Source organism: Allobosea sp. WAO (assembly GCF_001509835.1).
Classification (GTDB): domain Bacteria; phylum Pseudomonadota; class Alphaproteobacteria; order Rhizobiales; family Beijerinckiaceae; genus Allobosea.
In genome coordinates this window covers 132,178-145,318 of record NZ_JXTJ01000004.1, presented here as the reverse complement: position 1 = coordinate 145,318, position 13,141 = coordinate 132,178, and the positions used below count along the sequence as shown (strand labels likewise).

Genomic DNA, 13,141 nt, shown 5'->3' with positions numbered 1-13,141 from the left:
GTATGTTCGACCTCGAAACCCGCTCGCTCGCCGCTGAACTGCTGAATATCTCGCGCGAGCGTGGGGTCACTGTCGCCACCGTCGAATCCTGCACCGGCGGGCTCGTCTGCGGCGCGCTGACGGCGATTGCGGGCTCGTCGAGCATGGTTCTTGGAGGCCTCGTCACCTACTCCAACGAAGCCAAGACCACGCTCGCCAATGTTCCGGCCGAACTGATCCTTCGGCACGGCGCGGTCAGCGAGCCGGTGGCGAGGGCCATGGCCGAAGGCGGCCGGGAACGGCTTTCCGCGCGTCTTGCCGTTTCGATCACCGGCGTCGCCGGCCCGGATGGCGGCAGCGAGGAAAAGCCGGTCGGCCTTGTCCATTTCGCCTGCGCCGGCGCCAACCGGACCCTGCATCGCGAAAGGCGCTTCGGTGCGCTCGGCCGCGACGAGATCCGCCGCCTCAGCGTGCTTGAAGCGCTCGACCTGCTGCGCGAAGCCTCGCTCAGCCTGAGGTGAGCTGCACCCCGGCGCCATAGACCACATCGGCCCGACGCTCGAAGGCCTCGGCGAACTTGCGGAAAGCCTTGTCGAACATCGCGCCCATCAGCAGGCCGAGCATGCGGCTGGCGAACTCGTAGGAGATGAAGAACACCACCTCGGAGCCCTTCTCGGCCGGCCGGAAGCTCCAGCGGTTCTCGAGATAGCGGAACGGCCCGTCGACATACTCGACCAGGATCTTCAGATTGGCGGGATCGAGCGTGACCCGGCTGGTGAAGGTCTCGCGGATCGCCTTGTAGCCGACGGTCATGTCGGCGAGCAGCACCTCGCCTCCGTCCTCGCGCGGCGTGCGCCGGCGTACCACGAGCCCCTCGCAGAGCGGCAGGAACTGCGGGTACTTCTCTACGTCGGCGACGAGAGCGAACATCTCGGCGGGCGAGTGCTTCACCCGCCTGGTGTTGTTGAACATCGGCATCGGAGAGCGGCTCTCAGGCGCCCGTCTTCGCGGCGCGCGCCGCCCGCAGCTTGGCGAAGTCCTCGCCCGCGTGATGCGACGAGCGCGTCAGCGGCGTCGCGGAGACCATCAGGAAGCCCTTCACATAGGCGATGGTCTCGAAGCTCTTGAACTCGTCGGGCGTGACGAAGCGGATCACCGCATGGTGCTTGCGCGACGGTGCCAGATACTGGCCGATGGTGATGAAATCGACCTCGGCCGAGCGCAGATCGTCCATCAGCTGCAGGACCTCGTTCCGCTCCTCGCCGAGGCCGACCATGATGCCGGACTTGGTGAAGATGGTCGGGTCGAGCTCCTTCACCCGCTGCAGCAGGCGCAGCGAATGGAAATAGCGGGCGCCGGGACGCACCGTCAGGTACTTGCCGGGAACCGTTTCGAGATTGTGGTTGAAGACGTCGGGCTTGGCCGCAACCACGACCTCGAGCGCTCCGGGCTTGCGCAGGAAGTCAGGCGTGAGGATTTCGATGGTCGTCGTCGGCGAGGTCTCTCGGATGGCGCGGATGACGCGGGCGAAATGCTCGGCGCCGCCGTCCTTGAGATCGTCGCGGTCGACCGAGGTGATCACGACATGCTCGAGCCCGAGCTTGGCGACGGCCTCGGCGATCTTGCGCGGCTCCTCATGGTCGAGCGCTTCCGGCACGCCGGTCTTGACGTTGCAGAAGGCGCAGGCCCGCGTGCAGGTGTCGCCCATGATCATGAAGGTGGCGTGCTTCTTTTCCCAGCACTCGCCGATATTGGGGCAGCCCGCCTCCTCGCAGACGGTGACGAGCTTCTCGGCCTTCACGATCTTCTGGGTCTCGGCCCATTTCGGCGAGCCCGGCGCCTTGACGCGGATCCAGTCAGGCTTGCGCAGGATCGGGTTCTCGGCGCGCTTCTGCTTCTCCGGGTGGCGCAGTTCGCCGCCCGGCTTCGGCTCGGCCTTCGGATTGCCGATATTGGGACGCGGGTCGCGGTTCAGAAGGTCGAGCACGACGGCCATGGATGGGTCCGTTTCCTGCGGCCGCGAGAGAAAGGCGACCTCGCCGTCTAGCTAATCCCGAAGCGCCTCGCGGGCAACCCGCGGTGGCGCGTGACTCAGTTGCGCAGGGCGCGCCAGACCACGATCAACAGGCAGGCGCCGGCGATGGCGGCAGTAAGCGTGCGCCAGAAGCCATAGACCGGAATCTCCAGCAGATCGGCGAGCCGGCTGCCGACGAAGGAGCCGGCGACGCCGACGATCATGTTGGTGAAGAGCCCATGGTCGGAGGAGGTCACCCTCTCGGCGATCCAGCCGGCGATGATGCCGATCAGCAGCGTCATGAAGAAGCCGTAGCCCGGCGTGCCGAGCGCGGCGACGATCTCGTTGTTCATAGTAGTCCCCCTGCCCTCGCTGGCCGCGGCACCCGCGGCCTTGCGTTCAACGCCGGCCTTGCCGGCCGGTTCCCGTCCCTCAGGCGATGAACCGCGCCAGCAGCACCACCAGGATCGCTCCGATCACGGCCATGGCCATGTCGTCGGCGAAGCGCGAGCCGGTGGAGACCCGCCAACCCGTGACGCGCACGATGCCCTGGCCGACCAGCATGCCGAGCAGGCCGACCACGGCATGGCGCAGGAAGCCGCCGCCACCGACGACGAGGCTGGCGATGAAGCCCGCCGCAGTTCCGAACGCCACAGGCGGCAGCAGCCGGCGCCAGTCGACGGCGATGCCCCGCTTCGGCGGCAGGATCTCGACCTTGTCGTCCTCGATGACCCGGCCGGGACCTCGGGCCTTGCGCGTGCGTGTCGTCATCGCCGCGATATGCGCATCGCGCCTCGTCGTTTCCAGAGGTGAGCGCTCAGGCGATCAGCCGGGCGAGGAAGACGACGACGATCGCGCCGATCGTCGCGGTGACGATCTGCGAGACCAGCGGGTTGCCGATGCCGAGATTGATGCCGAGTGCGGCGAGCAGAAAGCTGCCGACGAAGGAGCCGATCAGGCCGGTGATGATGTAGCGGATGAGTCCGCCGCCACCGACCACGATGCTGGCGAGCCATCCGGCGACGAGGCCGATGACGATGGCGACGAGGATTGCACGCATATCCATTGGAAACCTCCGGAAGCGACCGACCTTGCACCTGTTCGGCGCAAATCCACGGGAAACGCGCCTCGGCAACAGAGGATAGATGGGAGCGGCCAGGAAACAATTGTCCTCGTGGCCGAATGCACGCGCCGCCCCCCCCCCCCCCACGAGCCCCCCTCACGAGCCGCTGCGGTTGACGGAACGGCGCTTTGGCGTTTCCCTACCGCCTTGGACTGGAGGCTCTGGCTCTACGGCAGCGTGGAGGAGGATGCCGGCCATGCCCTGCTGCGACGGCGTTATCGACCCCGGAGGCAGAACCCGGCCACGCCACTCGGGCGTGCTGATGACGGGAGGGCTTCTTGCGGCTGCGTTCGGTGGCAGTCCGGTTGCCGAGGCCTTCGAGCGTTCCGGAGAGCGGCGCTGGCACGCGACCGGCTATGTCAGTCGCTGGGTCAACACCGATCTGCTCGACGTGCCCAGCCGGGCGATCACCGGCAATCTGAGCTTCTCGGACACGAATTTCGCCGGTGTCGGGCTGTCGCGGGTGATCGTGCCCTCGTTCTCGATCCCGCTGCCGTTCACCGACTTTGCCTTCCGCGGCAACCGCATCGAGCTGGAAGGCCAGGTCCTCAAGCATTTCGGCGGCCAGAGCCATTGGGAGGGCACGCTGGCGCTGATGTTCAGAACCGGGCAGATCCCGCTCGGAGGCGGGCTCGAGGCCAATCTCGCGGTCGGAGAGGGATTGTCAGTCGCGTCGGAGCGGCCGCGTTTCGAGGGCGCCATCGACGTCCGTCCCTCGCGGGTGCTGAACTATCTCGCCTTCGAGGCGGAGTTCTCGCACGCCTCTGCGCCGGGCGTCTCGTTCGTCACCCGGCTGCATCACCGTTCTGGCGTCTTCGGCCTGATCGCGCCGAAGAAGTCCGGTTCGAACTTCATCGGCGTCGGCATCAGGATCGACCTGCGCTAGCGCCCTCCAAACGCAACCGTGCAGTCGCAAGTCTCAGGCGTTGAGCACCTTGCCATAGGCGTCGAGCACGGCCTCCTTCATCGTCTCCGACAGGGTCGGATGCGGGAAGATGGTGTGCATCAGCTCTTCCTCGGTGGTCTCGAGGTTCATCGCGACGACGAAGCCCTGGATCAGCTCGGTGACCTCGGGCCCGACCATATGGGCGCCGAGCAGCTTGCCGGTCTTGGCGTCGAAGATCGTCTTGACCATGCCGCTGTCTTCGCCGAGCGCCACGGCCTTGCCGTTGGCGACGAAGTTGAAGCGGCCGACCTTAAGCTGATGCCCGGCTTCCTTGGCCTTGGCCTCGGTCAGGCCGACGCTGGCGATCTGCGGGTGGCAATAGGTGCAGCCCGGGATCATCGCCTTGTCCATCGGGTGCGGATGCAGGCCCTTGATCGCCTCGACGCAGATCACCGCCTCGTGCTCGGCCTTGTGCGCCAGCATCGGCGGGCCGGCGACGTCGCCGATCGCATAGACACCCTTTACATTGGTGCGGCAGAGCCCGTCGATCGCGATCACGCCGCGGTCGAGCTTCACGCCGAGCGCCTCGAGCCCGAGATTCTCGACATTGGCGACGACGCCGACAGCCGAGATCATCCGCTCGGCGGTGATCGTCTGCTTGTTGCCCTTGTCGTCCTCGATATGGGCGGTGACGGAGTTCGCCCCCTTCTCGACCTTGGTGACCTTGGTCGAAGTCAGGATCTTCATGCCCTGCTTCTCGAAGGCTTTGCGCGCGAAGGCGCCGATCTCGGCATCCTCGACCGGGACGACCTGCGGCATCACCTCAACCACAGTCACCTCGGCACCGAGCGTGCGGTAGAACGAGGCGAATTCGATGCCGATCGCGCCCGAGCCCATCACCACCAGCGACTTCGGCATGGTCGGCGGTACCAGAGCCTCGAAATAGGTCCAGATCAGCTTGCCGTCGGGCTCCAGCCCCGGCAGCACCCGCGGGCGGGCGCCGGTCGCGACGATGATGTGGTCGGCGGTGTAGGTACCCTCGCCCTTGGCGTTCTTCGGCGGCGGCACCTGCGGCTGCATAGCCGGCTTCTTGGTCGGCGCGACGACGATGGTGTTGGCCTTGCTGAGCTTGGCCTCGCCCCAGATCACGTCGACCTTGTTCTTCTTCATCAGGAACTGGACGCCGTTGTTCATCCGGGCGGCGATGCCGCGCGAACGCTTCACCACGGCTTCGAGATCGGCCTTGAATGTGCCTTCGAGCGTCAGGCCGTAATCCTTGGCGTGCTGGCCGTAATGCAGGATCTCGGCCGAGCGCAGCAGCGCCTTGGTCGGGATGCAGCCCCAGTTCGAGCAGATGCCGGCGAGGTGCTCGCGCTCGACGATCGCCGTCTTGAAGCCGAGCTGCGCCGCGCGGATCGCCGCAATGTAGCCGCCTGGGCCGGAACCGATGATGATGATGTCGTAATCAGCCATGAAAGGCACCTCGGCTCTTCCCTCCCATCTTTGGGAGGCGTTGATGTTGCGGGGGCGCTACCCCGGTAATTTCTATTACGGACCGGTGATCCGCAGCGCCGGCCCGCGGGCCGGCAGCGGCAGGCCGAGCAGCCCGTCGACTACCGGCGCAAGGGCTTGCCCGATGGCGCGGGTGTTCTCGGCGTCGAGATGGATGCCGTCGGCACCGGTGACGCTCGCGACCGCCGCCGCGTCGAAGAAATGGACGCCGACCTCGTCGGCGATCCGGCGATAATACTTTGCCAGCAATGCCATCTTCTCCGGAGCGCCCTCCATGAAGAAGTTGGCCTCATGCTCGGGATCATCGGGCATGCGAACCACCGGCGGCGAGACGATCAGCACTTCCGGCACCGGCATGCCGGGCTCGACCGGCGGGCGCTGCGCCACCTGCGCCAGCATCCGCATCGAGCGAGCGACATCATAGGGCGCCAGCGAGTGCTGGCGCTGGCAGTCATTGGTGCCGAGCATCAGGATGACGAGGTCGAGCGGCGCATGGCACTCGATGAACAGCGGCAACAGCGAGATACCAGAGCGGTAGGGCCGCAGCGGGTCTTCCAATGCGATCCGCCGTCCGTTCAGCCCTTCCTCGATCACCGTCGCATAGCCGCCGAGCGCCTTTTCGAGCACGCGTGGCCAGCGGACGTCATCGCCATGGCGCTCCGGCCGGTTGGCGATACGCCCCCAGGTCAGGGAGTCGCCGAAGGCGAGGATGCGGGCCTGGCGGGTCATGGCCGCCTCAGACCAGCATCGCCATCGGCTTCTCGATATAGCCCTTGAAGGCCTGGAGCAGCTCGGCCCCGAGCGCGCCGTCGACGGCGCGGTGATCGGTCGAGAGCGTCACCGACATCACGGTCGCGACCGCGAGTTGCCCGCCCTTGACCACAGCGCGCTGCTCGCCGGCCCCGACCGCCAGGATCGTCGCATGCGGCGGGTTGATCACCGCGGCGAAGTCCTTGACCCCGAACATGCCGAGATTGCTGACCGCCGACGTGCCGCCCTGGTATTCCTCGGGCTTGAGCTTGCGGTTCTTGGCGCGGGCCGCGAGGTCCTTCATCTCGTTGGAGATCTGGGAGAGCGTCTTGTGGCAGGCGTCCCGGACGATCGGCGTGATCAGGCCGCCCGGGATCGAAACCGCGACGCCGACATCGGCATGCTTGTGCTTCAGCATCGCGCCGTCGGTCCAGGAGACGTTGGCGTCCGGCACAGCCCGCAGCGCCAGGGCGAGCGCCTTGATCACCATGTCGTTGACCGAGAGCTTGTAGGCCGGCTTGCCGTCCTTCTCCGGAGCGGCGGCATTGAGCTCGGCCCGCAGCTTCAGCAGCGCATCGAGCTCGCAATCGACCGTCACGTAGAAATGCGGGATGGTCTGCTTGGCCTCGGTCAGGCGGCGCGCGATCGTCTTGCGCATGCCGTCATGCGGGATCTCCTCATAGGATCCCGCAGCGAACAGCTTCTTGACCTGATCGTCCGAGGGACCGCTGGCGAGCGGTGCCGCGGCGGCTTTCGGCGCAGCAGCTGCCGGAGCGGCGGCCGCAGCCGGAGCGGCCTTCGCGGCGCCGCCCTGCTTGGCGGCTTCGATGTCCTTCTCGACGATGCGGCCATGCGGGCCCGAGCCCTGGACCTTGCCGAGATCGATGCCGGCGTCCTTTGCGAGGCGGCGCGCCAGCGGCGAGGCGAAGGGACGCTCGCCGGAGGCCGCTGCCGAGGCCTGGGCCTGGGCAGCGGGCGCCGCGGCCGGTGCTGGTGCAGCCGGAGCGGACACTGCCGGAGCGGGCGCCGCCGCCTTGGCTTCCGCCTTCGGTGCAGGCTCGGCCTTAGCCGGCGCGGCACTCGGGGCCGAGACGCTCTTGGCGTCCTCGCCCTCGCCGGCGATCACGCCGATGATCTCGTTGACGGCGACGTCGGCAGTGCCCTCCGGCACGACGATCTTGGCGAGGACGCCCTCGTCGACCGCCTCGACCTCCATGGTCGCCTTGTCGGTCTCGATCTCGGCGATGATGTCACCAGCCTTGATCGCGTCGCCTTCCTTCTTGAGCCATTTGGCGAGGTTGCCCTTCTCCATGGTCGGAGACAGTGCGGGCATCAGGATGTTCACGGGCATGACGGGAGGCTCGCTTTTTCCAATGCGATGACCAGCATACGGCGGACAGTGCCCATGCCGAAGCTGAGGGAGACGAGAACGAAGGCGATATAGTCGAGACGTTCGAGCGCGGTGCCGGCAAGTGTCCGTCCCCTCATCAGTTCAGGCGCGAAGGCCTGGACCGATTCAGGAATGAGCGTCAGGACACCGGCCGCCGCCAGCACGAAGGAGATGAGGTCGACGCGGTGCAGGCTGAGCCTCGCCAAAGCGAGATCGCGCGGCACCAGCGGGCGGGGCGCCAGCCGACGCTTCGGCTGGACATAGGCATAGGCCGACAGCCCCCCGATCAACGCGAGGGCGACCGAAGCGATCATGGCTCCGATCGTCAGCTGCACGCGTCAGGCCCTGTAGCAGACGGCCTTGGCCGCAGCGACGACCTCGCCGACATTCGGAAGCGCCAGCTTCTCGAGATTGGCGGCGTAGGGCATCGGCACGTCCTTGCCGGTGACGCGAGCGACCGGCGCATCGAGATAGTCGAAGGCCGCCTCCATGATCTTCATGCCGATCTCGGCGGTGACGCCGGACTGCGGGAAGCCCTCCTCGACCGCGACGCAGCGATTGGTTTTCTGCACCGAGGCGACAACGGTCTCGATGTCCATCGGCCGGATCGTGCGCAGGTCGATGACCTCGGCTTCGATGCCTTCCTTAGCCAGGGCCTCGGCGGCGCCGAGCGCATAGGTCATGCCGATGCCGAAGGAGACGATGGTCACGTCCGTGCCCGGGCGAACGACCTTGGCCTTGCCGATCGGGACCAGGAAGTCGTCGCCCTTCGGCACCTCGAAGGAGCGCCCGTAAAGGATCTCGTTCTCGAGGAAGATGATCGGGTTGGGATCGCGGATCGCGCTCTTCAGCAAGCCCTTGGCGTCCGAGGCGCTGTAGGGCATCACCACCTTCAGGCCCGGCACGTTCGAATACCAGGCGGCGTAGTCATGGCTGTGCTGTGCGCCGACGCGGGCGGCCGCGCCGTTCGGTCCGCGGAAGACAATCGGGCAGCCCATCTGGCCGCCGGACATATAGAGCGTCTTGGCGGCCGAGTTGATGATCTGGTCGATCGCCTGCATGGCGAAGTTGAAGGTCATGAACTCGACGATCGGCCGCAGGCCGGTCAGCGCCGCACCGACGCCGATGCCGGCGAAGCCGTGCTCGGTGATCGGCGTATCGATCACGCGGCGCGCGCCGAACTCCTGCAGCAGGCCCTGCGTGACCTTGTAGGCGCCCTGGTACTCGGCAACCTCCTCGCCCATCACGAAGACGTCGGCATCGCGGCGCATCTCCTCGGCCATCGCGTCGCGCAGCGCCTCGCGCACCGTCATAGTGACGACCTCGGCGCCGGCCGGGAACTCCGACGAGGCGTCATAGGACTTGGCCTGGGCCGGAACGCTCGGGGCCGATGCCGACGCGGGCTTCTCGGCCGGCGCCTCCTGAGCTTTCTCCGGCTCGGCAGCAGCGGCGGGCGGCGCCTCCGCCTTGGCGGCACCGCTGGCGGCGGCGTTCACATCCTCGCCATCGGCGGCGATCACGCCGATCGGCGTGTTGACCGCGACGTTCTCGGTGCCGTCGGCGATCAGGATCTTGGCGAGGATGCCCTCGTCCACCGCCTCGACTTCCATCGTCGCCTTGTCGGTCTCGATCTCGGCGATGATGTCGCCGGCCTTGACCTTGTCACCCTCGGCTTTCAGCCATTTGGCGAGCTTGCCCTGCTCCATGGTCGGCGACAGCGCAGGCATGAGAATGTCGATCGGCATGAACGCACCTGGATTTCTGGAAAGCCCGTCGGGGCTGAAAGGTCGATATGGGAGCGCAGTGCCGGTCAGGCCTGCGCCGGCTCCAGCAGGATATCGGTGAAGAGCTCGGAGACGTCCGGCTCGGGATCGTGCGTCGCGAACTCGGCCGCGTCGTTGACGATCTCGCGCACCTTGGCGTCGATCGCCTTGAACTCCTCCTCGCCGACCTTGTGCTCGCGCATCAGGCGGCCACGGACCTGCTCGATCGGGTCGTGCTCCTCGCGCATGCGCTGGACCTCGTCCTTGGAGCGGTACTTCGCCGGGTCGGACATGGAGTGCCCGCGATAGCGATAGGTCTGCATCTCCAGGATGTAGGGGCCCTTGCCGGAGCGGGCATGGTCGATCGCCCGCTGGCCGGCGGCACGCACCGCCCGCACGTCCATGCCGTCGACCTGCTCGCCGGGAATGCCGAAGGAAACGCCGCGGCGCGAGAAATCGGTCTGCGCGGAGGCGCGATTGACCGAAGTGCCCATGGCGTAGCGGTTGTTCTCGATCACGAACACGACCGGCAACTTCCAGAGCTGGGCCATGTTGAAGCTCTCATAGACCTGGCCCTGATTGGCGGCGCCGTCGCCGAAATAGGCCATCGATACTCGCCCGTCCTGGCGATACCAGTTGGCGAAGCCGAGACCGGCGCCGAGCGAAACCTGCGCGCCGACGATGCCGTGGCCGCCATAGAAGTTCTTCTCGCGGCTGAACATGTGCATCGAGCCGCCCTTGCCGCGCGAATAGCCGCCGCGCCGGCCGGTCAGCTCGGCCATCACGCCGCGCGATTCCATACCGCAGGCCAGCATATGGCCGTGATCGCGATAGCCGGTGATGATCTGATCGCCTTCCTTGGAGGCCATCTGCATGCCGATCACCACGGCCTCCTGGCCGATATAGAGATGGCAGAAGCCGCCGATCAGGCCCATGCCATACATCTGGCCGGCCTTCTCCTCGAAACGCCGGATCAGCAGCATCTCGCGATAGGCGTGCAACTCCTCGTCCTTGTCGAAGACCGGAATGTTGGAGATCGCCTTGCTGTCGCTCTTGGCCGCCTTCGCCGGGGTCTTTCCGGCCGCCTTGGCAGGAGCACCCGCCTTCGTCTTACGCGCGGCAATGGCCATAAGCAGTCCTCCGAAGCTCAACTGCTTCGGTTGTAGAGGAACGCAAAAGCCTTGGCGAGATAGATATCTCGCAGTGCAACATGACTTAACATGCTGCAATTACATAACTATATCGACTTAACTCAATTTCGGTTAATCGATCTTTTTGCGACTATTGCAGGGATCGGAACCGCCTCAGCGCCCCATCACCACGACATCGTTGCGATGGATCCGCCCGAGGCTGGCCCGGGCTCGCTCCTCGAGAAGATCACGATCGACGGCCTGGTCGCGCATCAGGCTGAGACGCTTTTCCCAGACCTGCCGCTCGGCAGTGAGCTCGGCGATCTCGACCTCCATCTCGCCGAGCTTCTCGCGCAGCCCGCCCAGCGCCTCCAGTCCGCGCGCGCCGTGCTGCGCGTGGAACAGGAAGTAGCCGACGACCCCGCTCGAGACGAGGTAGAGCGCCAAGGTGATCAGGATGGAGCGGACGCCGCGACGAATGACCATGCCGCGAGGCTAGAACGGCTTGGTTTATGCCGCGTTAACGAATGGGTTCGACCACATGCAGAGCCGGGTCCGCCGGCGGCTTTTCACCCCTGCCGAGCGCGATCAGGTCGACCTCGATCCGTCGCGCGATCGGCAGCCGGTAATGGGCCGGATCCCAGTAATTCGCATCCTCCCGGGTCAACGGCGAGAGATGGGCGTAATCGGCGATGACGGCACCATGCCTGGCGGCGATCGCACCGAGCTGCGCCTTGCAGGCCAGCTGGCGCTGAAAGGCCACCGTCCCCTCGCGCGGCAGCGCCCCGCCATGGATCGGCGGCAGGACCAGAATGCGCCGCGTCTGCGCCGGGAAGGCTGCCAGCGCCTGATCGAGCCAGGCCAGGGCCGGGAAGCGCCATGCGGACCGCTGCTCGGGCGTGACCGCCTCCGGCGCCGTCAGCGGTGCAAGGTCGGACGGCTTGCCGTCGTTGCCGCGATACAAGTGGAAACGGGCACGGGCGAGATCGTAGCTCGGCTCGGGCGGCGTAAAGACCTCGTAGCCATCACCGCGAATCCGCGGCGGCACCAGCCCGAGGCGATGCCCGGCGAGGCGAACGGCGATTTCGAGCGCGGTGAAGTTGAGCTGCTCGGCCCAGTCGTTCCAGTAGGCATCGTCATAAAGCCAGGGCGGGAACGGCCGTGGCGTCAGCCGGCGCTCCTCCTGCGTCGCATCAGCCTCGCACCAGGGCAGGTCGATGCCCCAGATCACGAATTTTGGCGCCGCGGTCTTGCGCGCGAACAGGCCGGCGATCTGGATCTGCTCCCAGGGCGTCGCGGCGTTCATGCCGAGGTTGGCAAAGCGCCCCCCAAGGCCCTGCGACAGAATCGCCGGGTCGAGCAGCCGCAGGGTCGACGTGCCGAGAATCGCGGAATCGAAGGCGCCGGAGCGCACCAGCTGCGGATACATGAAGCGCTGATTGAGATCCATCAGCGGCCGCGCCGACTGGCCGGCCTGAACGCGTGCGCCGTAAGGATCGAGCAGTACGACGAAGCCCAACAGGGCGGCGATCGACCCGAGCGCCGTCAGTCCGAAAGTCTTCGTCCAGCCGCGCCAGCGGCGGATTTCCTCAGTCGCCATCGGCTCAGACGGCCGCTGAGAGCCAGTACCATGGCGGGGCGCCCGACACCGCGCCGGCGGGGGCGATCTGCATCTGGCTTGGCTGTCGAAACATGGCGAACGGTAACATCGGGAACCTCTGCGGCGCTTCTGCCATGTTGAAGCGTTACGAACAATGTTGACCGGAACGCCGGCCCTGCCTATTCAGCGCGACAGTGAGGGCGGGTAGCTCAGTGGTAGAGCACGTGACTTTTAATCATGTGGTCGAGGGTTCGATCCCCTCCCCGCTCACCACGGCCTAGGCCGTTATTGTCGGGACTTAGGTCGCCAGACCAGGGTTTCAAGGCAAGATTGCGCAGCCGGAATGACCGGCCTGGCTTCCAACGACCCGTCAGAGGACGTTCCTGCCAGCACCGCCCCAATACAGAACCTGCGCGTAAGCGGCCGATCGTCCGCCTCGGACTGGCGGCGTCGCGGCCGGCGCCGCCTTGGTCGAACCGTCGCATGCGACCGCCCGGCCCGAGCCGGACCGGTCATCGCGCTCGACGGAAAATCGGCGAAAGAACGAGCTCGCTCCCCCTTGGGGGGAGCGAGCTCGCAGCATCAGGGGCGATTGACCGAGAGCACCTGATAGGTGTGCATCTGGTCGCCATCGTGAATCGAGACATACTCGCCGGCGACGAAGCGTTCCTCGCCCAGGCGATAGCCGGCTTCGTCGTCGTCGTCCCCGTCCTTATAGTCGATGAACCAGCTTCCGCCGGGCTTGCGACGCAGGAGGCCGATCATGTCGGCCTGTCCCGGCTGGAAGCGACGAACGCGGCAGGCTGCACGGTTGGCTTTCCATTCGGCCGGATCGAGCCGATTCTCCTCATCGAGCGGAGCCAGGAGGTCGTAGCCATTGTGGCTGTCGCCCTGAGGCGCGCCCTTTTCGCGAGCCAGCACGAGCCGGACATGCCTGAAACTGCGCGGCAGTGTGCTCATCGGAAATCATCCTTTCTCTGAGGTCCGAGCGGCC

16 protein-coding genes and 1 tRNA gene are annotated in these 13,141 nt (G+C 66.4%); 3 read left to right on the top strand and 14 right to left on the bottom strand.

What is annotated here, in order from left to right; genetic code table 11:
- Positions 1–2: 2 nt before the first annotated feature.
- Complete coding sequence (locus DK26_RS05260; RefSeq protein ID WP_066469109.1) at positions 3–500, top strand: CinA family protein; 498 nt, start codon at positions 3–5, stop codon at positions 498–500.
- On the opposite strand, the gene DK26_RS05255 is transcribed toward DK26_RS05260, so the two are convergent.
- The 5 genes from DK26_RS05255 to DK26_RS05235 all read right to left on the bottom strand — a co-directional run bounded on the left by DK26_RS05255 (position 487) and on the right by DK26_RS05235 (position 3,059).
- Positions 487–957: a type II toxin-antitoxin system RatA family toxin gene (locus DK26_RS05255; protein ID WP_066469108.1), complete on the bottom strand. Its 471-nt coding sequence runs from the start codon at positions 955–957 to the stop codon at positions 487–489. The two genes, DK26_RS05260 and DK26_RS05255, sit on opposite strands and share 14 nt — an antisense overlap.
- Before the next feature lie 13 nt (positions 958–970).
- Entirely contained in the window at positions 971–1,975 is a 1,005-nt protein-coding gene (lipA, locus tag DK26_RS05250; RefSeq protein WP_066469107.1) for a lipoyl synthase, read from the bottom strand.
- 95 nt (positions 1,976–2,070) lie between these two features.
- Positions 2,071–2,346: a GlsB/YeaQ/YmgE family stress response membrane protein gene (locus tag DK26_RS05245; protein WP_066469106.1), complete on the bottom strand. Its 276-nt coding sequence runs from the start codon at positions 2,344–2,346 to the stop codon at positions 2,071–2,073.
- A gap of 79 nt (positions 2,347–2,425) precedes the next feature.
- Positions 2,426–2,764, bottom strand: a complete 339-nt coding sequence (locus tag DK26_RS05240; RefSeq protein WP_066469105.1) for a hypothetical protein — start codon at positions 2,762–2,764, stop codon at positions 2,426–2,428.
- 46 nt (positions 2,765–2,810) lie between these two features.
- A complete protein-coding gene (locus DK26_RS05235; protein ID WP_066469103.1) occupies positions 2,811–3,059 on the bottom strand; it encodes a GlsB/YeaQ/YmgE family stress response membrane protein in 249 nt (82 codons plus the stop codon).
- Positions 3,060–3,378: 319 nt separating this feature from the next.
- On the opposite strand from DK26_RS05235, the gene DK26_RS05230 reads away from it, so the two are divergent.
- On the top strand, positions 3,379–4,002 hold the full coding sequence (locus DK26_RS05230) for a hypothetical protein (protein WP_066469102.1): 624 nt from the start codon (positions 3,379–3,381) through the stop codon (positions 4,000–4,002).
- Between the two features lie 33 nt (positions 4,003–4,035).
- Here the strand turns inward: DK26_RS05230 and lpdA are convergent, their stop codons facing one another.
- From lpdA to DK26_RS05190, 8 genes are all read right to left on the bottom strand, one after another.
- Positions 4,036–5,475 carry a dihydrolipoyl dehydrogenase gene (lpdA, locus tag DK26_RS05225; RefSeq protein ID WP_066469100.1) on the bottom strand — a complete coding sequence of 480 codons (1,440 nt, stop codon included), beginning with the start codon at positions 5,473–5,475 and terminating at the stop codon, positions 4,036–4,038.
- Positions 5,476–5,550: 75 nt separating this feature from the next.
- Positions 5,551–6,243, bottom strand: coding sequence for an SGNH/GDSL hydrolase family protein (locus DK26_RS05220; RefSeq protein ID WP_066469098.1), 693 nt, complete (start codon positions 6,241–6,243; stop codon positions 5,551–5,553).
- A gap of 7 nt (positions 6,244–6,250) precedes the next feature.
- Entirely contained in the window at positions 6,251–7,615 is a 1,365-nt protein-coding gene (locus tag DK26_RS05215; RefSeq protein WP_066469096.1) for a pyruvate dehydrogenase complex dihydrolipoamide acetyltransferase, read from the bottom strand.
- Entirely contained in the window at positions 7,606–7,968 is a 363-nt protein-coding gene (locus DK26_RS05210) for a hypothetical protein (protein ID WP_066469094.1), read from the bottom strand. The genes DK26_RS05215 and DK26_RS05210 overlap by 10 nt, the downstream gene beginning before the upstream one ends.
- Before the next feature lie 24 nt (positions 7,969–7,992).
- Positions 7,993–9,399, bottom strand: coding sequence for a pyruvate dehydrogenase complex E1 component subunit beta (locus DK26_RS05205; protein ID WP_066469093.1), 1,407 nt, complete (start codon positions 9,397–9,399; stop codon positions 7,993–7,995).
- Positions 9,400–9,464: 65 nt separating this feature from the next.
- On the bottom strand, positions 9,465–10,547 hold the full coding sequence (gene pdhA / locus DK26_RS05200) for a pyruvate dehydrogenase (acetyl-transferring) E1 component subunit alpha (RefSeq protein WP_066469092.1): 1,083 nt from the start codon (positions 10,545–10,547) through the stop codon (positions 9,465–9,467).
- A gap of 174 nt (positions 10,548–10,721) precedes the next feature.
- The gene (locus DK26_RS05195; protein ID WP_066469090.1) at positions 10,722–11,033 is read right to left on the bottom strand and encodes a septum formation initiator family protein; all 312 of its coding nucleotides are present in this window, start codon (positions 11,031–11,033) and stop codon (positions 10,722–10,724) included.
- A gap of 34 nt (positions 11,034–11,067) precedes the next feature.
- The gene (locus tag DK26_RS05190) at positions 11,068–12,147 is read right to left on the bottom strand and encodes a hypothetical protein (protein ID WP_066469088.1); all 1,080 of its coding nucleotides are present in this window, start codon (positions 12,145–12,147) and stop codon (positions 11,068–11,070) included.
- A gap of 198 nt (positions 12,148–12,345) precedes the next feature.
- Between DK26_RS05190 and DK26_RS05185 the strand changes: the two genes are divergently transcribed.
- A tRNA-Lys gene (locus tag DK26_RS05185) sits at positions 12,346–12,420 on the top strand.
- A gap of 309 nt (positions 12,421–12,729) precedes the next feature.
- On the opposite strand, the gene DK26_RS05180 is transcribed toward DK26_RS05185, so the two are convergent.
- Positions 12,730–13,107 (bottom strand): hypothetical protein, encoded by a 378-nt coding sequence (locus DK26_RS05180; RefSeq protein ID WP_066469086.1) that lies wholly within the window; start codon positions 13,105–13,107, stop codon positions 12,730–12,732.
- Positions 13,108–13,141: the final 34 nt, after the last annotated feature.